The sequence below is a fragment of the Actinoplanes sp. CA-030573 genome (assembly GCF_050951115.1).
Lineage (GTDB): Bacteria > Actinomycetota > Actinomycetes > Mycobacteriales > Micromonosporaceae > Actinoplanes.
In genome coordinates this window covers 5,754,168-5,776,033 of record NZ_CP192038.1, presented here as the reverse complement: position 1 = coordinate 5,776,033, position 21,866 = coordinate 5,754,168, and the positions used below count along the sequence as shown (strand labels likewise).

Genomic DNA, 21,866 nt, shown 5'->3' with positions numbered 1-21,866 from the left:
CGTCATGAACCCTGAACCCCAGCTCAGACCGTACCCGAGGAGAAGGACCCTGCTCAAAACGGCCGCCGCCGCGGCCGTCACCGTGCCCACCCTCGCAGCGTGCGTCACCTCCGGCGAGAAGGACGAGGGAACCAAGGCGGCGAGCGGCGAGAAGAGCGCCGACAACCCGCTCGGCGTCAAGGCCGACGCCCCGCTCGAGGTGGTCGTCTTCAAGGGCGGGTACGGCGACGACTACGCCACCAAGGCCGAGACGCAGTACACGCAGCGGTACCCGCAGGCCAAGATCGATCACAAGGGCCTGCAGAAGGTCGGCGAGGCGATGCAGCCGCGGTTCGTGGCCGGCAACCCGCCCGACGTCGTGGACAACACCGGCGCCGGCCGTCTCGACATCGCGACCCTGGTCACCGTGGGACAGGTGGCCGACCTGGCCGATCTGCTCGACGCCCCGGCGCTGGACCAGCCGGGCAGGAAGGTCCGCGACACGCTGCTGCCCGGCGTGGTCGAGGACGGCACCTTCGGCGGCAGGACGGCCGCGCTCAATTTCACGTACACGGTCTGGGGTCTGTGGTTCTCGAAGCCGTTCTTCGCCGAGAAGGGCTGGACCGTGCCGAAGACGTGGGCGGAGATGCTCGCGCTGTGCGAGACGATCAGGAAGGCGGGCGTGGCGCCCTGGACCTACCAGGGTAAATATCCCGAGTACATCAACGACCCGCTGCTCTCGATGGCGGCCAAGGCCGGCGGCCCCGACCTGATCAAGGCGGTCGACAACCTCGAGCCGAACGCCTGGAAGCAGGAGGGGCTGGTGGCGGCGGCGACCGCGTTCGCCGACCTGGCCGGCAAGGGCTACATCATGAGCGGCTCCGAGGCGCTCTCGCACACCGAGGCCCAGGCCGCCTGGTGCCAACGGAAGGCGGCGTTCATCCCCTGCGGGTCGTGGCTGGAGAGCGAGCAGAAGGGGGTCGCGCCGGCCGGTTTCGACATGGTGATGGCGGCGGTGCCGGCGCTGACCGCGAGCGACAAGCAGCCGGCGACGGCGGTGCAGGCGGCCAGCAGCGAGTCGTTCATCGTCCCGGCCAAGGCCAAGAACGTGGCGGGCGGGAAGGAGTACCTGCGCATCCTGTTCTCGAAGGCGTCGGCGACCGATTTCGCCAAGGCCAACTCCACGCTGCCCGCCGTCGCCGGTGCGACCGACGGGCTCACGCTCTCCAGCGGGCTGGGCTCGGTGCGCGACGCGGTGGTCGCGGCCGGGACCAACACCTTCACCTACCGATTCCGTACGTGGTACGCGCCCCTGGCCAAGGCGGTCGACGACGCGACAGGCGAGCTCGTCAACAAGCGCATCTCGCCCGCCGACTGGTCCACCCGGATCCAGAAGGCCGCCGACGCCGTGGCCAAGGACTCGACCGTCGCGAAGTTCTCCCGCTGATGCGGCACGGCCGGTGGCGGTTCCTGCTCGGCGCGCTGGTGCCGGCGCTGGTCCTGCACGTCGTCTTCGTGCTCTCGCCGTACGCGCAGGCCTTCTGGGTCTCGCTGACCGACTGGACCGGCGTGGCCGGCGAGGCGCACTACGTCGGGGCGGGCAACTACGCCCGCCTCGGCGGCGACTCCCTGTTCCTGGACGCGGTGCGCAACAACGCGGTGATGCTGGTGGTCGTGCCGTTCGCGACCATCGCGCTCGGACTCGGCCTGGCCGCGCTGCTGCGGACCCGGCGCGGCTCGGCGGGCTATCAGATCGTCTACTTCTTCCCGCAGCTGCTGTCGCTGGTCGTGATCGGGGTGCTCTGGGGCTTCGTCTACAACCCGAACACGGGACTGCTCAACGCCGGGTTGCGGGCCGTCGGGCTGGGGTCGGCGGCCAGGTCGTGGCTGGCCGAGCCGAAGCTCGCGCTGGCGGCGGTGATGGCGGTGCTGGTCTGGTCGTCGGTCGGGTTCTACGTGGTGCTCTTCCGCGCGGCGATCGACGGCATCCCGGCCGAGCTGTACGAGGCGGCGCTGCTCGACGGCGCCGGCGGGTGGACCACGTTCCGGCGCCTCACCCTGCCCCTGGTGCGCGAGACCGTGCAGGTCGCGTTCGTCTACCTCGGGATCGCGGCCCTGGACGGATTCGCGGTCGTGCAGGTGATGACCGTCGGGCCGGGCGGGCCGGACGGCGCCACCGAGGTGATCGGGCTGTCGCTCTACCGCAACGCCTTCACGTACGGGAAGTTCGGCTACGCCTCGGCCATGGGCGTGGCGCTGTTCTTCGCGACGCTGACTCTGGCCGTGCTCGCGCTGCGGACCGGCCGCAAGGAACGGCTGGAGCTGGCATGACGCTTCTGCGTGACCGTCCGGCGGTGATCGCGCCGCCCGCCCCGGTCCGGCGAAACCGGGCGAATCCGCTCCCGCAACTGGCCATGCTCTGCTGGGCTGTGGTGACGGCATTGCCGCTGCTGTGGGCCGTGATCTCGTCGGTCAAGTCGGACGACGAGATCCTGAACTCGCCGTGGTCGCTGCCGTCCACCCCGCACTTCGACAACTGGGCACGGGCGTGGACCTCGGCCAGCATCGGGCGCTACTTCCTGAACAGCCTCATCGTGGTGGGCGGGGCGCTGCTGCTCACCATGCTGCTGGGCGCCCTCGTCGCGTACGCGCTGGCCCGTTACGACTTCCGCGGGAACCGCCTGATCTACTACGTCTTCGTCGCGGCCATGTTCTTCCCGGTGTTCCTGGCCCTGGTGCCGCTGTTCTTCGTCGTTCAGCAACTGGGGCTGCTCGGCACGTACCAGGGACTGATTTTGGTCTATGCGGCGTACGCCGTGCCGTTCACCGTCTTCTTCCTGCACGCCTTCTTCCGCACGCTGCCGACCGAGATCGCCGAGGCCGCCTTCCTCGACGGGTGCTCGCACGGCGCGGTGTTCTTCCGCGTCATGCTGCCGCTGGCCCGCCCGGGGCTGACCGCGGTCGGCATCTTCAATTTCCTCGGGCTCTGGAACCAGTACCTGCTGCCGCTGGTTCTCAACCCCGACCCGGACCGGTACGTCCTGGCGCAGGGTCTGGCCGCCCTGTCGGTCAGCCAGGGGTATCGCAGCGACTGGGGCGGACTGTTCGCCGGCCTGACCATCGCCATGCTGCCGGTGCTCGTCGCCTACGTCGCGTTCCAGCGCCACATCCGAGCCGGAATGACCGCCGGCGCGGTCAAGTAGATCCCCACCCCCATTTCTCCGTTGGGAGGAGTCTGTCCATGCTTATCGATAAACGTCGATTGGCGTTGTTCGCCACCGCGGTCGTCACCGCCTCGGGCGCGGTCGCTCTTTCGTCGGGCACGGCCTCGGCGGCCGACTGCGGCTATCTGTTCGACGACTTCCATTACGCGTCGTCGTCCGACTCGTCGCTGACCGCGCACGGCTGGACGCCGCGCACCTACGCCGGCGGCCCGGGCGTGCCCGGCGCCACCTGGTCGGCCACCAGCATCACCTTCCCGTCGTCGAAGGGCGACCAGGTCATGCAGCTCACCGCCTCGACCGACGGCACCTCGGCCGGCACCAACCAGGCCGAGCTCTACTCGACGCAGAAGCGGTTCCTCGACGGCACCTACGCCAGCCGGATCCGGTTCACCGACGCGCCGACCGGCGGCACCGACGGCGACCACATCAACGAGACGTTCTTCACGATCAGCCCGCTCAACGGGGACCTCGATCCGACGTACTCGGAGCTGGACATCTCCGAGTACCTGCCGAACGGCGGGTGGGGCGAGACCGGGCCGATCAACTACCAGACCAGCTGGTACACCTACCGCAACGATCCCTGGTACGCCGACAACGTGCACTCGGAGGAGCGGCAGAGCTTCAACGGCTGGCACGATCTGGTCGTCCAGGTGGCGAACGGGCACATGATCTACTTCATCGACGGCGTCCAGGTCGGCGACCACTCGGGCAAGTTCTACCCGCGGCAGACGATGACCATCAACTGGAACCTGTGGTTCATCGACACCGCGGCGCACACGGGCGGCCTCTCGACGTACATCGAGCAGGTGGATTGGCTCTTGTTCGCCAAGAACCAGGTGCTCTCGCCGTCCGCGGCCGCATCCAAGGCCGCCGCGTATCGATCGTCGGGCAACGCCTTCACCGACACGGTCGACTCGTCCGGAACCTGCTCGACTCCGCCTACGACCAGTCCCACGACCACTTCGCCGACCACTCCGCCCGCCACCAACTGCTCGACCGCGCCGGAATGGGCGTTCTCGGCCGTCTACACCGGCGGCAGCCTGGTGAAGCACGAGAAGAGCAAGTACGGCGACCCGAGCGGGCCGCCGTCGGGTCAGGGCAAGCACCTGTGGAAGGCCCGCTACTGGACGCAGGGCTCGGAGCCGGGCTGGACGCAGCAGTGGGAGGACCTCGGCCGCTGCTAGATTTCGATCATCAAGAAATGGCCGGGGGACCGGGGCGGACGCGCCTCGCCCCCGGCTATTGTGTCGCGGCTGTGCTTCGATCAGGGCCGGGAGGATGCGTGGGCGCTTCGGGGTGGGACTACTACATGCCCTACCAGGACGACCGATACGTCGCCTTCGTGACCCTTCGTCAGCTGGTCTTCGAGGCCGGCGAGTTCTTCTGGGCGGTCAGCGGCAAGAACGCGGCCGACGACCCGGCGCGCCCGGCCACCGAGGACGAGCTGTGGGCCGAGGAGGTCGTACGCCTGCAGGGCACCCACTCGATCCTCGACATGTACCGGGTGCTGGCCGAGGGCGAGAGCCCGAACTACGGCTATCTCCCGTACGCGTACGAGACGTTCGAGGAGTACATGGCGCTGGTGAAGGAGCACGGCAACCCGGACTACGGGGTGATCGTGCCGGTGACCGAGGCCGAGGCGTACGAGGCGGCCGGCAACACCAAGCTGACCCGCGACCACGTCGAGGCGATCGTGCCGCTGGCGCGCTATCCCGGCATCGGCCGTCTCGCCGTGTTGCACGACGACGACGGCGAGCCGGCTGAGCTGTACTTCTGGGGTTTCTCGGGCGACTGATCTCACAGGGGGTAGCCGCCGGTTGACGATGTTTGCCAGGATCGCCGCGTGACACCTACCCGCTCCCGGCTGCGGTCCGCGCCGGCCCCTCGACCGGCGCGCCGTCGCTGGTGGCGGCGGCTGCGCCTGCCGCTGCTGGTGGCCGCCGGCCTGGTGCTCGCCGCGGCCGGCCTGTGGGGGCGGCTGCCCGACCCGCGGGAGTTCGTGCGGGCGCTGATCGGGGCGGACTACGGGTGGGTCGCGGCCGCCGTCGCGCTGCAGGGTGCGTCGCTGGGGGCCTTCGCGTGGCAGCAGCGGGCGGTGATGGGCGCGTTGGGCGTACGGCTGACCGCGCGTCGCGCCGCCGCGGTGACGATGGCCCGCACCGCCATCTCCATCTCGATGCCGGCCGGCGCCGCCGTCTCGGCCGGCTACGCGGTCCGCGAGTACCAGCGCGCCGGCGTCGCCAAGGAGCTCGCCGCCGCCTCCATGATCGTCTCCGGGCTGACCTCGATCGGCGGCCTCACCGTCCTCTACCTGACCGGCGGCCTGGCCGTGCTCGGCACCGACCCGGCGCTGCTGCTCAGCCCCCGCCCGCTGGCCGTGGTCGGCGGCCTGACCCTGCTGACCACCGCCGCCATCGTGCTCGGCCGCCGCATGCCCGCCATCCGCACGTCGGTCCTGCCCGACGACGGCCGGGTGCTGCGCTGGCTGCGCGCCACGCTGGCCTCGGCCCACGAGGCGTGGCAGGCGGGCGCCGCGTTGCGCCCGCGCGACTGGACCGCGGCGGTGCTGTTCTTCGCCGTGAACTGGCTGGCCGACCTGCTCTGCCTGGCCGCCGCCTGCCGGGCGGTGGGCCTGCCGATCGGCGTGGTAACCCTGGCCGGCATCTACCTGGGCGTGCAGATCGTCCGCCAGGTCCCGCTCACCCCCGGCGGCGTCGGCGTGGTCGACACCGCCCTGGTCGCGGGCCTGACCGCGGCCGGCGCGACGGCCGTGACCGCCGCCGCGGCCGTCCTGATCTACCGGCTGATCTCGTGCTGGCTGCTGCTCCCGGCGGGCGGCGCCGCCGCGCTGGTCCTCCGGCGCCGCTGACTGTCCGCCCTCGACCTGACCCGCACCTTCGCGGAGGCTCAGGGCGCGGACGGCCCGCGCGCCACGTCGACCCCGCCGCCCTCGGCGTTCCCGGCGGAGAGCTCGGCACGCACGAAGTCCCGCCATCGAACCTCGGCCGCCGGGTCGGTGACGCCGTGCCCGCCCGGATAGGTGAGCAGCTCCTTGCGTGGGCTCGCCAGCAGATCGAAAAGGTCGCGCTGGCCCTCGACCGGGAACATGGTGTCGCCGAGCTGGAGGTGGAACAGGACCGGACACGTGATGCGGGCCGCGTCGGTGATGTAACGCGCGGACGGGAGCAGCGCCGGGTTCATGGACGGGGACGGTCGCAGGCCGAACTTGCCGAGCACGGCGGCCCGGCAGCGCGACCCGAGCGCGGCGACCAGCGGCAACCCGAAGCGGGTGCCCATCGACAACCCGATGTAGGCCAGGCGCGACATGTCGACGCGGGCGGCGAGGGCGTCGATCGTGGCCTGCCAGTCGGCGACCATGCGGTCGAGGACCCGCTCGGGCCCCTCGGCCGCCATCCGGGACCAGTACTCGGACGCGGTCATCGGGGACGGGACGCGGTCGCCGTGGTACGGGCCGTCGATGGCCGCCGCGGCGAAGCCGGCCGTCTCGGCGAACCACGCACCCAGGCGGGCGAGCCGGGGGTTGCTCTTGTCCGAGCTGCCGCCGTGGCCGAGCAGGACGAGCGGCGGCCGCTCCGATCGCGGGAACCAGGTCACGGCCGGGACGTCATTCACGACGGGCGAGCCTAATCGGTGTCGCGCACAGCATGACGGATTTAACATTCTCGACATGAGCCGCCCGACGATCTACGACGTGGCTCGCGAGGCCGGGGTGGCCGCGTCCACGGTGTCACGGGCCTATGCGCGGCCGGGGCGGGTGCACGCCGACACCGCGCAGCGCATCTTCGCGGCGGCTTCGCGACTGGGGTACCGGGCGGCGACTCCGCGGACCGGCGGGCCGGTCAGTCAGCGCAACGCGATCGCACTGGTGGTCGCGGACGTCACCAACCCGTTCTACGGCGACATCATCAAGGGCGCGTACGAGGCCGCCCGTGAGGCCGGCTACCAGCTGATCCTCTCGCACACCAACGAGTCGCCGCGGGTCGAGCGGGAGACGATCGAGCAGGAGCTGGGCCAGGTCGACGGGGTGGTGATCGCGAGTTCCCGGATGACCGACTCGGCGCTGCGCATGGTGGCCAAGCAGAAGGCGGTGGTGCTGCTCAACCGCAGCCTGCCCGAGGCGAACTGCGTCGTGATCGACGCCGAGCGCGGCATCCGGCGCGCGGTCGACCACCTGGCCAAGCTCGGGCACGAGCGGATCACGTACGTGGCGGGGCCGGAGACGTCGTGGTCCGACGGCATCCGCTGGCGGGCCGTCCGCACGGTCGCCGCCGAGCTGGGCCTGGAGGCACGCCGGGTCGGCCCGTGCGAGCCGACCGTCCTGGCCGGCCTCAGCGCCGCGCTGCGGGTCGCCGAGATGCAGGCGACGGCCGTGCAGGCGTACAACGACCAGCTCGCGATCGGCATCGTCAAGGGCCTCGGCCGGCTCGGCATCGACGTCCCCCAGCAGGTGAGCGTCGTCGGCTTCGACAACATCATCTTCGACGAGCTGGTCGAGCCGCAGCTCACCACCATCGCGTCGCCGCTCTACCGGATGGGCTTCACCGGCGTGCGCAACTGCATCGCCGTCGCCCAGGGCGCCCAGCCCAGCGGCGACCCGCTGGTGCTGCCGGTCCGGCTCGTGGTGCGCGGCTCGACCGGGCGCGCCCGCCGCGACGGCGCGCATCGGTGAGCAGAGCAAAGTGCGCTCAGGGTGACACGCGGCCGGCCAGGGCGGTCTGTGCCCACTCGAACGACATCCGGTGCGACTCGCGCTTCGACTCGACGCTCGGCTCGTCTACCTCGATCATGAAGTCGCCGTCGTAGGTGGGCGGGATCGCGGCCAGCACGGCCTCGAAGTCGACCACACCCAGGCCGGGCTCGGCCCACAGGCGCTTGGTCTCGGTTGCGGCTCGGTAGGACAGGTCGCGGCGGTCCAGCAGGTCGGGGAAGACGTCCTTGATGTGGATGCCGCCCAGGCGGTCGGCATAGCGGCGGATGAAGGCGGCCGGGTCGATGCCGGCCCAGCGCAGGTGCCCGGTGTCCGGCCCGAAGCCGATCACCTCGGGGCCGAGGTCGTCGAGCAGCTTGGTGATCTCGTGCTCGGTCTCGAAGACGCCGCCGACGTGCGAGTGGTGCAGCGGCTGCAAGCCCTCGGCGGCCAGCGTGCGGCACACCTCGCCGCACATGTCGATCGCGCGATCCAGGCGGGCGGGGGAGAAGCCGGCGCCGACGGCCGGTGACGCGAGGCGTTCGGGGACGGCCATCGACGAGATCATCGTACGGTCGAGGCCGAGCCCGACCTGCGCGGCGGCGAACTTCTTGGCCCTCTCCACCTCGTCGGCCGGCGCCACGGTCTCGTCGAAGGGCGAGTTGAACAGGCTGAGCGACGGCTGCAGTCCGTATGACGTGATCCACGAGAGATAGGAGGAGGCGGTCATGTCGTCGGGCACGTCGGCCTTGACGGCGGTGAAGCCGATCTCCTGAAAGTCGCGGAACGCCTCGTCGAAGACGGGCCGGGTCTTGCCGGCGGTGGCCCAGTACGGAATGGGATTAGCGGCGATCCGGCTCACGACAGCACCACCGGCCGTCCGGTGCGGGCCGACTCGTACGCGCCGGTGATGACCCCCACCGCCTGCCGGTTGGTCTCGAGGTCGACCCGCAGCTTCTCGGTGCCGGCCAGCGCGCCCAGGAAGTTCAGGTACTGCAGCCGGTGCGCGTCGGAGAGTTGCCCGGGGTTGGCCGCGGCCGCGGTGTCGGAGGAGCCGCCCGAGATGGACTGCGTTGATCCCATCAACACCTCGGCCGGGGACGATCCAGCGGGCGTGGCGTGGAAGAACGCCATCTCGTCGTTGTCGATGACGGCCGATCCGCGGTCGCCGTGCACCTGCAACCGGGCGCTCAGGCCCGGGTAGGCGGCCGTCGTCGCGTGCAGCACGCCCAGCGCGCCCGACTCGAAGCGCACCACACCGGTCGCCACGTCCTCGACCTCGATCCGCTCGTGCGCCAGGGTTCCGGTGTAGGCGAACACCTCGACCGGCCGGCCCAGCGCCGCGATCAGCAGGTCGACGGTGTGCACGCCCTGGTTCATCAGCGCGCCGCCGCCGTCGAGCTCCCAGGTGCCGCGCCAGCCGCCGGAGTCGTAGTAGCTCTGCCCGCGCCACCAGTCGATCGACGCGATGCCGGAAGTGAGCCGGCCGAGCTCGCCGGCCTCGATCGCGGCCAGCACCTTCTCGGTCGCCGGGTCGAACCGGTGCTGGGAGATGACCGTGACCAGGGTGCCGGCCTTCTGCTGGGCGCGGATGATCTCGTCGGTCCGGGCCACGGTGATCTCGGCCGGCTTCTCCACGATCACGTGCTTGCCGGCCTCGAGGGCCTCGATCGCAACCTCGCCGTGCTTGCCGGTCGGGGTGCAGACGACCACGACGTCGATCTCCTCGGCGGCGAGGGCGTCCCCCAGGGAGGCATACGGGCGCCCGCCACGCTCGGCAGTCAGCGAGGACGCGCGATCGAGGTCGACATCGGCGACGGCGACGAGGGAAAGACGGTCGGCGAGCTGACTCGTGACGAGACCGTGATGGCGGCCGATCACGCCGGCGCCGACGATGGCGAACCTGGGTGCGGTGCGGGAAGGTGCGGTGCTCACGCGTACTCAATCTCCTCGGTCTTCAAAAGATCGGTGAAAGCCCGCCACGCCCGGCGGAACTGGTCGGGGCCGGAGAACCCGCCGGTGGCGTGGCCCAGCGCCAGGTGCGGTTCGAGCGAGAAGAAGCCGTCGAAGCCGTCGTGGCGCAGCGCCCGGATGGTGGCGGCCAGCTCGCCGTCGCCCTCGCCGGCCGGGACCACCGTGCCGTCGGCCGCCAGCGCGTCCTTGATCTGCATGTACTCGACGTGCGGGCGCAGCGCCGCGTACCCGTCGCTGTAGGGCCGCACCCCGACCTGCACGAAGTTCGCCGGGTCCCAGGCCAGCCGCAGGTAGGGGGAGCCGACCGAGCGGATCAGGTCGAGGCAGCGGGCCGGCACGTCACCGTAGATCTCCTTCTCGTTCTCGTGCAGCAGCACCAGATCGGCCTCCTCGGCCACCCGCACCAGCGCCCGCATCCGGTCGATCACCTCGGCGCGGTGCTCGGCCGGGTCGCTGCCGGGGCGGAGGAAGAACGAGAAGATCCGGATGTACGGCGCGCCCAGCTCCTGGGCGACCTCGGCGGCGTGCCGCATGCGGTCGAGGTGCGGGCCGAACTCCTCGTCGATGAAGATCTTCCCGATCGGGGAGCCGATGCTGGACACCTTTATCCCGTACGTGGAAAGGGTCTTCTTCATCGTGTTCAGTTGATCGGGGGACAGGTCGAGGATGTTGACGTCCCAGGCGCTGCGCACCTCGATGTACTTGAGGCCGAGGCTCGTCGCGACCTCGCACTGCTCGGTGAGATCGGGGGAGATCTCGTCGGCGAATCCGGAGAGAGTCCACATCGGCGGCGCCCTTCAGGTGTCGGAGCGGTAGATCTGGTCGATCAGGTACTGCGACTTCAGCGCCTCGGCCGGCCCGATCCAGAACGGCTCGGGATCCTCCAGCGTGCGGTAGAAGTCGGCGATGAGCAGCTCGTGCGAGGCGCCCCAGTAGTCGCGCCCGCCGCCGTCGGCCCGGCGCTCCTCGATCGCCTCGGTGCGGCCGTCGGCGTACGCGATGGTCAGGCCGTTCTTGATCGTCAGTACGGCCTCGTCGGTGACGATCTCGATGGTCACGGGCTGGTCGACGACGTTGGTGGTGGTGGCGAAGACGACGCTGCGGGCGCCGCCCTCGTGGTCGAGGAGCAGGTGGGCGGTGTCCTCGACGTCGCCGGGAAGTCCGCCGTAGCGCCCGGCGTGGCCGCTGACCGCTTCGACGTCGCCGAGGAACCACTGCATGAGGTCGATGGTGTGGATAGCCTGATTTATCAGTACACCGCCACCACTGCGGGCTTTGTCGCCGCGCCACGGCGATGCGCGGTAGTAGTCGGGCGTGCGATGCCAGAAGACCGTGGCCGATCCGCCGTTCGCCGCCTGATTGGCCAGGACTTTCCGGACTTTTTCCGAAGAGGCGTTGTAGCGGTTCTGCAGGCACACGCCGATCTTGACGGCCGGGTGGGCCGCGGCCGCCTCGACCAGGCGGGACGCCTCGGCGACGGTGTGGGCGACCGGCTTCTCCATCAACACGTTGACGCCGCGTTCCAGCGCATCGATCGCGAGCTGGACATGTTGATCGTGTGGAGTACAGATGTGCAACACGTCCGGCCGCGTCGCGTCGAGCAACGCCCGGTGGTCGCGGTAGCCGTCCCCGGCACGTGTCGGGTCGACGTCGCACACGCCGACCAGGTCGGCGCCGAGCGACGAGATCGCCGCGAGATGCACCACCGACACGTCGCCGAGGCCGGCCACCGCCACCCGGGTCACTTGACGCCACCCGCCGTGAGCCCGCCGACCAGGTAGCGCTGGAAGATCAGATAGAGGATGACCACCGGGGCCGCGCAGACCAGCGCCGCCGCCATCATCTGCGAGTAGACCGGCAGCGCGCCGCCCTCCTGCGACGAGCCGAAGATCTGCAGCGCGACCGCGGCCGTGTGCGTCTCGGGCCGGGTCAGCACCGAGGCGAAGAGAACGTCGTTCCAGCCGAGCAGGAACGCGAAGATCCCGGACACCACGATCGCCGGAAGGCTCAGCGGGAAGACGATCCGGCGCAGGATCACCATCGTCGACGCGCCCTCGGTGCGGGCCGCCTCCTCCAGCTCACGGGGAAGACCGCGCAGGTAGGTGACCATCACCCAGGTCGAGAACGGCAGGGCGAAGGTCAGGTACGCGATGAACAGGCCCCACCGGGTGCCGATCACGGTCAGGCCGAGATAGTTGCCGGCCGACGAGAACAGCACGAAGACCGGCAGCAGCATCAGGGTGCCCGGGATGCTCTGCAAGCCGACCAGACCGCGCAGGATGGTGAGCCTTCCCCAGAAGGCATAGCGGACCAGCACGTACGCGGTGGTGGTGCCGAGCAGCGCGGAGGCGACCGCGGTGAACCCGCAGACGATCAGGCTGTTCACGAGGCCGGTCGAGAGGTCGGCCGTGGTCCAGATCTTGTGGTAGCTCTCCAGGCTGAACGAGCTCGGCCAGAACTCGCCCGACGCCACGCCCACGTCGCTGTTGAGCGAGGCCAGCACGATGTACGAGATCGGCACCAGCACCATCGCGCACAGCAGCACGGTCAGCGTGATGAGCAGGGGGCGGGGGAGCAGCCGGGTCGCCTCGGCGTGCGCGCTCATTTGCGGCCTCCTTCCTCGTGCACGTCCAGCCGCACCGCGCGCAGATAGACGAAGAGCGGGATCAGGATCAGGATCAGCGAGACGACCGCCATCGCCGCGCTCAGCCCGAACCGCAGGCCCTGGAAGCTGGTCACGTAGACCAGCATCGGCATGACGTTGACGTCGTCCGGGGCCGGCGCGCCGAAGAGGACGAACGGCAGCGTGAAGTTGTTGATGTGGTTGAGCGTGGCCAGCAGGCAGGCGAGCAGCACCGGGCCGCGCAGGTAGGGCAGGATCACCTTGATCAGCTTCGGCCACCAGGTCGCGCCGTCCACCGCGGACGCCTCGTGCACCTCGTGGTCGACCGACTGCAGGGCGGCCAGCGACATCAGGTAGATGAACGGCCAGGCCGCCCAGATCTCCACGAGCACCAGCGTCCAGTACGAGTTGGGCCCGTTCAGCCACAGCGTGCCGGTCTTGCCGAGCAGGCTGTTGACGATGCCGTCCGGCTGGAGCATGGTGCGCCACACCGTCGCCACGACGAAGGACGGCAGCACGTACGGGATGAGGAACACCGCCCGGACCAGCCCGCGCCCCCGATAGGCGTTCTGGGTGACCAGTGCCGCCGCGATCCCGATCGGCACCGTGGCGGCGGTCGACAGGAGCGCGAACGACACGCTGATCCAGATCGAGTGCAGCAGGCCGGCGTCGAAGGCCTCGACGTAGTTGGCCAGGCCGATGAACGGCGCCTCGACCCAGCGGCGCAACGTGTACTGATCGAGGTCGATGAACGAGATCCACAGCGCGAGCGCCAGCGGTATCAGGATGACGACGACCATGAGCAGGCCGCCCGGCGTCAGCAGCCAGAGCGGGCGCTGCTGCTGGGTCACGCCCTTTCTGTGCTTCTCCGGCGTCGCCGCCTTCTGCGGCGTTCTCACCAGTGTGGTCATGTCACTTGGCCCGGTCCAGGGCCGTCTGCGCGGCCTTCTGCGCGTCGGCGATGCGGGCGTCGATCTGCGCCGGCGAGAGCGAGCCCTTGGCCAGGTCGGGCAGCGACTGCACGGCTACGTTGGTCAGCGCCAGCTGGATCTCGCTCCAGGCGCCGGTGAACGGCGTGGCCACCGACTTCTTGGCGGCCTCGGTCACCGGGCCCAGCTTCGGGTCGGCGGCCAGGGTCTGCAGCGCGGAGGCGTTGGCCGGGAGGTTGCCGAACTTCTTGTAGTAGTCGAGCTGCACGTCGGGGTTGGTGACCAGCTTGACGTACTCGAAAGCGAGGTCCTTGTTCTTGGAGTAGTCGGCGACCAGCAGGTTGTCACCGGAGAGGATGCTCGCCGCCTCGACCCCGTTCGCGGGACGGGTGGTCGCGCCCGGCGGAACGGTCGGCAGCAGCGTGAACGCCCACTTGCCCTTCACCGCGCCCTGGTCGAGCGAGTTGGTGGCGGTCGTGGTGGTCAGCGCGAAGTAGCCGGTCTTGCCCTTGGCGAACGCGGCCAGCGCCTGCGGGTTGGTCCAGCCGACGGCGGCCGGGTCGACCACCTTGTCGTTGGTCAGCCAGCCGAAGTACGTCTGGTACGCCTTCTGCACGGTCGGGTCCTGGATCTTCGCCGTCTTGCCGTCGACGAGCGGGTTGCCGGCCTGCACCGACATGCCCCAGACGAACTTCCACGGGTCGAAGTTGTCCTTGTAGGCGACGGCCAACCCGTACTGGTCGCCCTTGGTCAGTTGTTTGGCCTGCTGGGTCAGCTCGTCCCAGGTGGTCGCCGGCTTGCTGATGCCGGCCGCCTTGAGCAGCTCGGTGTTGTAGGCCATGACGAACGGGCGGCTGACCCACGGGATGCCGACCTGGTTGTTCTCGTCCGGACCGGAGATGCCGAGGGTGGCCGGGTTGAACTTGTCCTTGCCGCCGATCTTCTTCCACTCGTCGTCGCCCATCTTGACGAAGGCGCCGGTCGAGTAGGCCGTGGGCGTGAACGTGGTGCCGACCGCGTAGACGTCCGGCCCGGAGCCGGCCACCACCGACGTCTGTATCTTGGTGAGCTCGTCGTTGGCGCTGGCGAACGTCTCGAACTTGACCGTGGCGCCGGTCTGCGCCTTGAACTTGTCGCTTATCGACTTCTGCCAGGCCTGGAACTCCTCCGGGTACTGGGTGTTGGCCCCGATCAGCACATCGAGCGTCTTGCCGGAGCCGCTGCTGCCGCCGCCGCTGTCGTCGCCGCCACCGCAGGCGGTGAGGGCGGCGGCCAGCACGGTCGCCCCCGCCAGCGCCAAGATCTTCCGTGTACGCGCCATCGTCGGTCTCCTTCGGGTATCGCCGGCGGGGAGTGACCCGCATCACTGTTACGCGATGGTTTCCACAGGCGACGGTGCGTGGCAACGAGTTGCCAGTTGTTGCCCCGGCGCCGAGGCAACTGATGGCAACCGCTTGCCTTCCGGAATTCGCCGCGCCGAGGCTCGGGCCCATGGCCGCCCTCACGCCGCACCCCGACCGCCTGCTCCCCGCCGACCCCGGGGTGCGCGATCTCGCGCGCCGCCTGTACGCCGCCGTGGCCGAGCTGCCGATCGTGAGTCCGCACGGGCACGTGGATCCGCGTCTGCTGCTGGACGACGCGCCGTTCGCCGATCCGACGTCCTTGTTCATCCAGCCGGACCATTACGTGACGCGGTTGCTGCACGCCGGCGGGGTGTCGTTGTCCGCTCTCGGGGTGGGTTCCGGGCCTCTTCCGGAGCCGGCCGCGCGGGACGCCTGGCGACTGCTCTGCTCCCACTGGCACCTGCTGCGGGGTACTCCGGTGCGATATTGGTTCGAGAGTTCGCTGGCTTTGTTCGGCGTTACCGCGCGGCCCTCCTTGGACAATTCGGATAAATTGTATGATGAGGTGGCCGAGAAGCTTTTGTCGCCTTCTTTCCGGCCGCGTGCGCTGCTCGATCGCTTCAACATCGCGTTCCTGGCGACCACCGACGACCCGGCCGACGATCTGGCCGCGCACCGGGCGCTGGGCGACGCGGTCCCGACGCGGATCGCGCCCACGTTCCGGCCCGACCGCTATCTCGAGGTGGGACGGCCGGGGTGGACCTCGTACGTCAAGGATCTGGCCGGGGACGGCGGCGACGTCGGCGACTACGCCGGCTTCATCGCGGCGCTGGAGGAGCGGCGGCGGTACTTCGTCGCGCACGGCGCGGTCTCGGCCGACCACGGGCACGCGGACGCCGGGGCCGAGCCGCTGGACCGGCGCGAGGCGGAACGGATCTACCGGTCGGCGGTGGCGGGCACGGTGACCGTACGCGAGGCGGTCGCCTTCCGCCGGCACATGACCTTCGAGATGGCCCGCATGTCCTGCGACGACGGCCTGGTCATGACCCTGCATCCGGGGATCTGGCGCAACCACCACCCGGCGACCCTGGCCGCGTACGGCCCCGACACCGGCCACGACATCCCGGTCGCCGTCGAGTTCACCGCCGCGCTGCAGCCGCTGCTCGAGAAGTTCGGCACGCACCCCGGCTTCCACCTGGTGCTCTTCACCGTGGACGCGACCGTCTACAGCCGCGAGATCGCCCCCCTGGCCGGCTTCTACCCGTCCGTGTACGCCGGGGCGCCGTGGTGGTTCCTCGACAACCCGGCCGAGATCCGCCGTTACCAGCAGGCCGTCACCGAGATCGCCGGCTTCTCGCGCCTGTCCGGCTTCATCGACGACACCCGGGCGTTCTGCTCGATCCCGGCCCGGCACGACATGTCCCGCCGCCTGGACGCGGGCTTCCTGGCATCGCTGGTGGCCGAGCACCGCCTGGACGAGGACGAGGCCCTCGACACGCTGACCACCCTGGTCGTCGATCAGCCCCGGGCCGTGTTCAAGATCTGAGCCGCCGCGGCCAGCGCCTCCTGCAGCACCATCCGCTCGGATCGCCCTTGTTCCCTGGCCGCCGCGGCCACGTCCTCGAACTCGGGCATGGCCTGCACCGCGACGCCATCGAGATATCCCACCTTGACGCGGATGATCGCCCCGCCCGCCGCCGCGCCGCCGGTGGGCACACCGTCGAGCCGCACCTCGACGACTGCCCGATCGAGCGCCACCCGCCCACGCTCGGCGTGCCGGATGCCGAGCGTGCTCGTATCCCGGAATATCCGGGCACGCACCGCCGGCACAAGCTCCGCCCGGCAGAGCACGCTGAGTGTGTGCGCGGGCCGCCCCTTCTTCATGAGGATCGGCGTGAGCCAGGCATCTGCCGCGCCGAGTTCCATCAGCCCCGCCAGCACGCCCGGCCACAGTCGCGGATCCAGGTCGTCCACGTTGGCCTCGAGCAGCAGCAAAGTCTCGTCGGTTGCGTCCCCCGCCGGCCTGGCATCTCGTGGTGCGGCCGGGTTGCCGACCAGCACGCGGATCACGTTGGCGCGTTCGGCCGGGTCGCGCGTGCCCGCGCCGATGCCGACCGCCTCGAGCGTCATGGGCGGCAGTTGTTCGCAGGCCTGCGCGAACGTCCGCAGCAACGCCATGCCGGTCGGCGTCGCCAGCTCACCTGCACCACCGCTCGCAACCTGCCAACCCCGGGCAAGCTCGACGACCGCCGGCGCCGGCACCGGAAGACGGCCGTGACGTGCCCGGACCGTCCCCGACCCGAGTGCGACCGGCGAGCCCGACACCTTCGTTATGCCGAGCCGGTCGAGGGCGGCACAACAGCCCACCACGTCCGCGATCGCGTCGAGAGCACCCACCTCGTGAAAGTGCACGTCGTCCGGCTCGATCCCGTGCACGCGCGCCTCAGCCTCGGCCAGTCGCGTGAAAACGGCCGTAGCGGCGGGCAGATCGACGCGCCCGAGCAGTTCGCGGACCTCGCGCCAGCGACGCGTCGGCGGATCCTCGTCGAGAAGCTGGACGTCGACCTTGAGCGCGCGCAAGCCGGCCCGGGTCACGTGATGAACGCGCAGCCGGACCGCGTCCCCGGCCACCGCACGGACAGCCGACCGAACGGCGCCGAGCACGGTGTCGCCGTCGAGATTCGCGGCGCGGCCGGCATCGCCGTAAAGGCTTGCGCCCGCGTCGAGGAGAGCGCCCAGCAGCATGTCGCCGGCCACGCCGGCCGAAGCGTCGATCCAGGCGTGCCTGCTCACGGCGCGGCAATCTGGGCGGCCAGGTGCCCGGCGCCGTAGCCGTTGTCGATGTTGACCACCGCCACCCCGGGCGCGCAGGCGTTGAGCATCGTGAGCAGGGCGGCCAATCCCTCGAACGCGGCGCCGTAACCCACGGACGTGGGCACGGCGATGACGGGGGCGGCGATCAGGCCGGCCACCACGCCGGGGAGGGCGCCGTCCATGCCGGCCACCACGATCACGGCCCGGGCGCTTCGGAGCGTGTCGAGGTGGGCCAGGATGCGGTGCAGGCCGGCCACGCCCACGTCGACCACCATCTCGGTGCGCCGGCCCAGGTAGCGAGCGGTCAGCATGGCCTCGCGGGCGACCGGGAGGTCGGAGGTGCCGGCCGTCACGACGACGACCGGGCCGCCGGCGGGTGCGGGCTCGGCGGGCGGCCAGGCGAGCAGGCCGGCGCCGGCATCGTGGACGGCGTCGGGCAAGACCTCGAGCACGGCTCGGGCATGCGACGGCGAGGCCCGGGTGAAGAGCGTGACGACATCGGGGCGGGCGGCGACGGCGGCGGCGATTCCGGCGACCTGCTCGGGCGTCTTTCCGGCGCAGAAGACCGCCTCCGGATAACCGCGCCGCCGCGCTCGGTCGAGGTCCAGGTCGGCGTAGGACGAAAGGTCGGTCACCGGGCCGCCCCGTCGGCGGATGCGTCGCGCGTGAAGGCGCCGGACTGGATGCCGGCCAGGTCGAGCGCGACGAAACGGAACCCGGCTCCGGTCACCGCGGCGTGCATCGACGAGCGCAGGGGCTCGGAAACAGCCCGGGGCAGGTCCGCGGGAGAGAGCTCGATCCGGGCCACCTCGCCGTGGTGGCGGACGCGCAGGTCGCCGAAGCCCAGGCGGCGCAGGGCGGCCTCGGCCCGTTCCACCTGGCTCAGGCGGCGCGGGGTGACCTCGGTGAAGTGCGGGATGCGGGAGGCCAGGCACGGCGCGGCCGGCTTGTCGGCCACCGGCAGGCGCAGCGAGCGGGCGATCTCGCGCACGTCGGCCTTGACCAGGCCGGCGTCGGCCAAGGGGGTCAGCACGCGGTGGGCGCGGGCGGCGCGGGCGCCGGGGCGGTCGGTGCGGCGTACGTCGTCGGCGTTCTCGCCGTACGCGATGGCGTCGAGGTCGTGGTCGACGGCAGTGGACTCGGCGATCCGGGTGAACAGCTCGTCCTTGCAGTGGAAGCAGCGGTCGGGCCCGTTCGCCCGGTAGGCGGGGCGCGCGCCCTCGTCGGTGGGTACCTCGACCAGCCGTACGCCGATCAGCTCGGCCACCCGGTGGGCGCCGGTCCGCTCGTCGGCGGCGAGGCTGGGTGACACGCCGAGGATCGCGACGACCCGGTCGGTGCCCAGCGCGCGGGCGGCCAGTGCCAGCAGCACGGACGAGTCGACCCCGCCGGAGAAGGCGACGCCCAGGCGGCGCACCCCGCTCAGGTGGGGTGTGAGGTCAGCGGTGTTCATGACGGTCATTCCATGCCGCATACCCCGTGGGGCGGCAAGCAGTTGCCAGATGTTGCGCTGCGGTCACCAGGCCACGCTACGTTAGATTGATCCCCATGCCGGGGGACGACGCGCTGTGCCGCGAGCTGGTCGCGGCGAGCCGGGCCGGCACCGTGGTCACCGCTCCGGCCGTCATCCCGGCGGCCACGCTGCGGCGGGCGCTGCTGCAGCCGCCGGGTCCGCAAGACCATCCCACCGGGCAGCTCTACCTGCGGGGCGTGACCGTCGAGGGCGACCTCGACCTGCGGGGCTCGACGCTCGGCGTGCAGCTGACCCTGATCGACTGCACGGTGCGCGGCGGCATCAACCTGCTCGAGGCGACCCTGCCCAGCCTCCAGCTCGACCGCACCACGGTGGCCTGGGTGGACGCCGCCAACTGCCGGTGCACGCAGGACGTGTGGCTCAAGGAGTCGTCGTTTGCGGCCGGGGTCGACTTCACCGACGCCCGGGTCGGCGGGTCGATGCACCTGGACGGCTCGCTGTTCGGGCCCGACCACCGGACCGACGCGATTTCGGTGCTGCCCCGCGGCTGCCCGGTGCGGATGCGGCGGCTCACCCTCGGCGGCATGCTCAGCGCGCCCCGGATCGAGTGCCGGGGGCTGTTCGACCTGGCCAACGCGCGCGTCGGCGGCGACCTCGAGCTGGACAGCGCCCTGCTGGTCGCGCCAGCGGCGGAGGGGCCGATGCCGGGCACCGCGCTGAACGGGCCCGAGCTGCGGATCGACGGCTCGCTGAGCGCGGACCGACGGCACGAGCGCGCCCGGCGGTCGATCGCGCGCGCCGACCTGGCCGAGCGCCGGTCGGGATCGTCCCGCACCAACGCCGACCTGCTCGAGGTGACCGGCCGCTTCTACCTGCCGGGGGTGGTGATCGACGGGATCGTCGACCTGAGCGCGGGGCGGTTCGCCGCGGCCGAGCCGCCGGCGCCCGAGCGGCACGGCATCGGCCCGAGCGGGGATGCGGAGTTCGACCCGTACGCGGTGGTGGTGATCGACGGCGCGAAGGTGCGCGGGAACGTGGAGCTCGACGCCGGGTTCAGCGCGCGGGGCAGCGTCCGGGTCAGCGGCGCCGAGATCGGCGGCGACCTGCGCTTCGACAACGCGGCGATCGACGGGCACGCGTACGCGATCGTCGCCAACGGTGTCGTGGTTCGCGGCCACGTCAGCGCCACCGACGCCACCATGACCGGCGAGATCTGCCTGCAGGACGCGCGCATCCAGTACAACGTGCACGTCCAGCGCTCGACCCTGCGTGCGGCCGACGGCAACGCGCTCAACCTGCACCGGGCCCACGTCGGCGGCGCCGTCGACTGCGGCGACCTCGACGCGGAGGGGTCGCTGCGGATGGCCGACCTGGTCGGCGGCTCGGTCTTCGTCTCGGGCGCCACGCTGCGCGAGCCCTGCCGCACCGACGTGCGCATCTATCAGCCCGGCAGCCGGGAGAACCGGCACGACCCGGTGCTCAACCTGATCGGCGCCGAGATCACCGGCACCGTACGCGGAAACCCGGCCGCCTCGCCGTTCCGCGCGTCCGGCCAGGTCGCCCTCCGTGGCGCGAAGGTCTCCCGGTCGGTGCAGTTCATCCGGGCCGAGATCGTCAGCGAGGAGGGCCCGGCCGTCGACGCGTCCTCGCTGGCCTGCTCCGACCTGTATCTCAAGGGGATCGACACGGTCGGCGGGGTGCGGTTCGCCGACGCCCGCATCTCCGGCGACGTCGACCTCACCGAGGCGCGCGTGCGGCGCGGCGCGCAGCCGCGGGACGACCCGCGCCCGTCGCCGTCCATCGACGGCGGCGCCGCGGTGATCGGCGGCGACGCGTGGTTCGACGACACCCGGGCCGAGGGCCTGCTGCGGCTGCGGCGGGCCGAGGTCAACCGCTCGGTCGGGCTCAAGGGCGTCGTGCTGGGGGCGGACCCGAGCGGGCTGGTGCTCGACCTGGCCGGGCTGCGCACCCCCGACCTGGTGGCGGCGCCGGGCGAACCGCTGCGCGGCAACGTCGACGCCTCCCGGGCCGTGGTCATCTCGTTCACCGACAACGCCAACTTCTGGCACGCCACCCACCTGGATCTGCTCGGCTTCGAGTACCAGGTGCACCTCGACCTGGACGCGACGGCGGGGCGGGCGGACTGGCGTACCCAGATCGAGCGCCTGCGCAGCACCAAGATCCTGCCGCCGCCGTCGACGCTGCGGACCGAGTCGGCCCTGCCGACCGGGCAGCTCTCCCAGCCGTACCTCCAGCTCGCCGCGACCTACCGCGCGGCCGGCGCCGACGCCGTCGCCCGCCGCATCCTCTTCGAGATGCGCCGGCGCGAGTGGGCCCAGCGCACCGAGCCGCCGCGCAATCCCCGCCGCCAACTGCTGCGGCTGGTCGGCTTCCTCTATCGGATCACGGTCGGGTACGGCTACCGGCTGCAGCTCGCGCTCTACTGGCTGCTCGGCCTCTGGCTGGCCGGTTTCCTCGTCTTCGGCGTGCTGGCCGGCCCCGAGCGACCCGACCCGAAGCCGGCCGCCGGCCCCACCAGCGAATGCGTGGTCGTCGACGCCGCCGACCCGGTGCCCGAGCAGCCCGGCTACTGCGGGAGCTTCAACCCGGCGCTGTACTCGCTGGACCTGCTGGTGCCGGTGGTCGACCTCGGCCAGAAGTCGTCCTGGCACTACCGCGACGTGGGCCTCCAGATCGTGGCCGACATCCTGCAGATCGCCGGCTGGATCCTCGCGACGGCGGCCGCGACCGCCGCCCTCGGCCTCGTCGGCCGCGGCGAAGATCGGTGATGGCCGCGA

The 21,866-nt window shown here is 71.1% G+C and carries 20 protein-coding genes; 9 read left to right on the top strand and 11 right to left on the bottom strand.

Annotated features, from left to right (window positions below):
- The first annotated feature begins 4 nt into the window (after positions 1-4).
- The 6 genes from ngcE to ACQP2F_RS26710 all read left to right on the top strand — a co-directional run bounded on the left by ngcE (position 5) and on the right by ACQP2F_RS26710 (position 6,072).
- The gene (ngcE, locus tag ACQP2F_RS26735) at positions 5-1,426 is read left to right on the top strand and encodes an N-acetylglucosamine/diacetylchitobiose ABC transporter substrate-binding protein (RefSeq protein ID WP_433291952.1); all 1,422 of its coding nucleotides are present in this window, start codon (positions 5-7) and stop codon (positions 1,424-1,426) included.
- Positions 1,426-2,310 (top strand): carbohydrate ABC transporter permease, encoded by an 885-nt coding sequence (locus tag ACQP2F_RS26730; RefSeq protein WP_433291950.1) that lies wholly within the window; start codon positions 1,426-1,428, stop codon positions 2,308-2,310. Before ngcE ends, ACQP2F_RS26730 begins: the two co-directional genes overlap by 1 nt.
- The gene (locus ACQP2F_RS26725; RefSeq protein ID WP_433291948.1) at positions 2,307-3,182 is read left to right on the top strand and encodes a carbohydrate ABC transporter permease; all 876 of its coding nucleotides are present in this window, start codon (positions 2,307-2,309) and stop codon (positions 3,180-3,182) included. The genes ACQP2F_RS26730 and ACQP2F_RS26725 overlap by 4 nt, the downstream gene beginning before the upstream one ends.
- A 38-nt stretch (positions 3,183-3,220) precedes the next feature.
- A complete protein-coding gene (locus tag ACQP2F_RS26720) occupies positions 3,221-4,387 on the top strand; it encodes a glycosyl hydrolase (protein ID WP_433291946.1) in 1,167 nt (388 codons plus the stop codon).
- Between the two features lie 98 nt (positions 4,388-4,485).
- Positions 4,486-4,998 carry a hypothetical protein gene (locus ACQP2F_RS26715; RefSeq protein WP_433291944.1) on the top strand — a complete coding sequence of 171 codons (513 nt, stop codon included), beginning with the start codon at positions 4,486-4,488 and terminating at the stop codon, positions 4,996-4,998.
- 48 nt (positions 4,999-5,046) lie between these two features.
- Positions 5,047-6,072, top strand: coding sequence for a lysylphosphatidylglycerol synthase transmembrane domain-containing protein (locus tag ACQP2F_RS26710; RefSeq protein ID WP_433291942.1), 1,026 nt, complete (start codon positions 5,047-5,049; stop codon positions 6,070-6,072).
- A 38-nt stretch (positions 6,073-6,110) separates the two neighbouring features.
- Here ACQP2F_RS26710 and ACQP2F_RS26705 read toward each other — a convergent pair whose 3' ends face one another.
- The gene (locus ACQP2F_RS26705) at positions 6,111-6,836 is read right to left on the bottom strand and encodes an alpha/beta hydrolase (RefSeq protein WP_433291940.1); all 726 of its coding nucleotides are present in this window, start codon (positions 6,834-6,836) and stop codon (positions 6,111-6,113) included.
- Between the two features lie 55 nt (positions 6,837-6,891).
- Between ACQP2F_RS26705 and ACQP2F_RS26700 the strand changes: the two genes are divergently transcribed.
- Complete coding sequence (locus ACQP2F_RS26700) at positions 6,892-7,893, top strand: LacI family DNA-binding transcriptional regulator (RefSeq protein WP_433291938.1); 1,002 nt, start codon at positions 6,892-6,894, stop codon at positions 7,891-7,893.
- A gap of 16 nt (positions 7,894-7,909) precedes the next feature.
- Here the strand turns inward: ACQP2F_RS26700 and ACQP2F_RS26695 are convergent, their stop codons facing one another.
- Genes ACQP2F_RS26695 through ACQP2F_RS26665 form a run of 7 tightly spaced genes read right to left on the bottom strand, consistent with a single transcriptional unit; the run spans position 7,910 to position 14,758 of the window.
- Positions 7,910-8,773, bottom strand: a complete 864-nt coding sequence (locus ACQP2F_RS26695) for a sugar phosphate isomerase/epimerase family protein (RefSeq protein WP_433291936.1) — start codon at positions 8,771-8,773, stop codon at positions 7,910-7,912.
- Complete coding sequence (locus tag ACQP2F_RS26690) at positions 8,770-9,846, bottom strand: Gfo/Idh/MocA family protein (RefSeq protein ID WP_433291934.1); 1,077 nt, start codon at positions 9,844-9,846, stop codon at positions 8,770-8,772. Before ACQP2F_RS26690 ends, ACQP2F_RS26695 begins: the two co-directional genes overlap by 4 nt.
- Positions 9,843-10,670, bottom strand: a complete 828-nt coding sequence (locus tag ACQP2F_RS26685; protein ID WP_433291932.1) for a sugar phosphate isomerase/epimerase family protein — start codon at positions 10,668-10,670, stop codon at positions 9,843-9,845. Before ACQP2F_RS26685 ends, ACQP2F_RS26690 begins: the two co-directional genes overlap by 4 nt.
- 12 nt (positions 10,671-10,682) lie before the next feature.
- Positions 10,683-11,630, bottom strand: a complete 948-nt coding sequence (locus ACQP2F_RS26680; protein WP_433291930.1) for a Gfo/Idh/MocA family protein — start codon at positions 11,628-11,630, stop codon at positions 10,683-10,685.
- Complete coding sequence (locus ACQP2F_RS26675; protein WP_433291928.1) at positions 11,627-12,490, bottom strand: carbohydrate ABC transporter permease; 864 nt, start codon at positions 12,488-12,490, stop codon at positions 11,627-11,629. Before ACQP2F_RS26675 ends, ACQP2F_RS26680 begins: the two co-directional genes overlap by 4 nt.
- Entirely contained in the window at positions 12,487-13,407 is a 921-nt protein-coding gene (locus tag ACQP2F_RS26670) for a carbohydrate ABC transporter permease (protein ID WP_433291926.1), read from the bottom strand. Before ACQP2F_RS26670 ends, ACQP2F_RS26675 begins: the two co-directional genes overlap by 4 nt.
- A 13-nt stretch (positions 13,408-13,420) precedes the next feature.
- On the bottom strand, positions 13,421-14,758 hold the full coding sequence (locus ACQP2F_RS26665) for an ABC transporter substrate-binding protein (RefSeq protein WP_433291924.1): 1,338 nt from the start codon (positions 14,756-14,758) through the stop codon (positions 13,421-13,423).
- Positions 14,759-14,928: 170 nt separating this feature from the next.
- On the opposite strand from ACQP2F_RS26665, the gene uxaC reads away from it, so the two are divergent.
- A complete protein-coding gene (uxaC, locus tag ACQP2F_RS26660) occupies positions 14,929-16,326 on the top strand; it encodes a glucuronate isomerase (RefSeq protein ID WP_433291922.1) in 1,398 nt (465 codons plus the stop codon).
- On the opposite strand, the gene larC is transcribed toward uxaC, so the two are convergent.
- From larC to larE, 3 genes are read right to left on the bottom strand one after another with little or no spacing between them, the layout of a single operon-like run.
- Entirely contained in the window at positions 16,299-17,573 is a 1,275-nt protein-coding gene (larC, locus tag ACQP2F_RS26655) for a nickel pincer cofactor biosynthesis protein LarC (protein ID WP_433291920.1), read from the bottom strand. The genes uxaC and larC overlap by 28 nt on opposite strands.
- Positions 17,570-18,229 (bottom strand): nickel pincer cofactor biosynthesis protein LarB, encoded by a 660-nt coding sequence (larB, locus tag ACQP2F_RS26650; RefSeq protein ID WP_433291918.1) that lies wholly within the window; start codon positions 18,227-18,229, stop codon positions 17,570-17,572. Before larB ends, larC begins: the two co-directional genes overlap by 4 nt.
- Complete coding sequence (gene larE, locus ACQP2F_RS26645) at positions 18,226-19,047, bottom strand: ATP-dependent sacrificial sulfur transferase LarE (RefSeq protein ID WP_433291916.1); 822 nt, start codon at positions 19,045-19,047, stop codon at positions 18,226-18,228. Before larE ends, larB begins: the two co-directional genes overlap by 4 nt.
- A gap of 95 nt (positions 19,048-19,142) precedes the next feature.
- Between larE and ACQP2F_RS26640 the strand changes: the two genes are divergently transcribed.
- Entirely contained in the window at positions 19,143-21,857 is a 2,715-nt protein-coding gene (locus ACQP2F_RS26640) for a hypothetical protein (protein WP_433291914.1), read from the top strand.
- The last annotated feature ends 9 nt before the right edge of the window (positions 21,858-21,866 follow it).

Excerpts from the sequence above, each read along its gene's own strand:
- ACQP2F_RS26730 (WP_433291950.1), top strand. The coding sequence starts at position 1,426 with ATGCGGCACGGCCGGTGGCGGTTCCTGCTCGGCGCGCTGGTGCCGGCG.
- ACQP2F_RS26700 (WP_433291938.1), top strand. The coding sequence starts at position 6,892 with ATGAGCCGCCCGACGATCTACGACGTGGCTCGCGAGGCCGGGGTGGCC.
- ACQP2F_RS26720 (WP_433291946.1), top strand. The coding sequence starts at position 3,221 with ATGCTTATCGATAAACGTCGATTGGCGTTGTTCGCCACCGCGGTCGTC.
- ACQP2F_RS26675 (WP_433291928.1), bottom strand. The coding sequence starts at position 12,490 with ATGAGCGCGCACGCCGAGGCGACCCGGCTGCTCCCCCGCCCCCTGCTC.
- ACQP2F_RS26725 (WP_433291948.1), top strand. The coding sequence starts at position 2,307 with ATGACGCTTCTGCGTGACCGTCCGGCGGTGATCGCGCCGCCCGCCCCG.
- ACQP2F_RS26640 (WP_433291914.1), top strand. The coding sequence starts at position 19,143 with ATGCCGGGGGACGACGCGCTGTGCCGCGAGCTGGTCGCGGCGAGCCGG.
- uxaC (WP_433291922.1), top strand. The coding sequence starts at position 14,929 with ATGGCCGCCCTCACGCCGCACCCCGACCGCCTGCTCCCCGCCGACCCC.
- ACQP2F_RS26685 (WP_433291932.1), bottom strand. The coding sequence starts at position 10,670 with ATGTGGACTCTCTCCGGATTCGCCGACGAGATCTCCCCCGATCTCACC.
- larE (WP_433291916.1), bottom strand. The coding sequence starts at position 19,047 with ATGAACACCGCTGACCTCACACCCCACCTGAGCGGGGTGCGCCGCCTG.
- ACQP2F_RS26665 (WP_433291924.1), bottom strand. The coding sequence starts at position 14,758 with ATGGCGCGTACACGGAAGATCTTGGCGCTGGCGGGGGCGACCGTGCTG.
- ngcE (WP_433291952.1), top strand. The coding sequence starts at position 5 with ATGAACCCTGAACCCCAGCTCAGACCGTACCCGAGGAGAAGGACCCTG.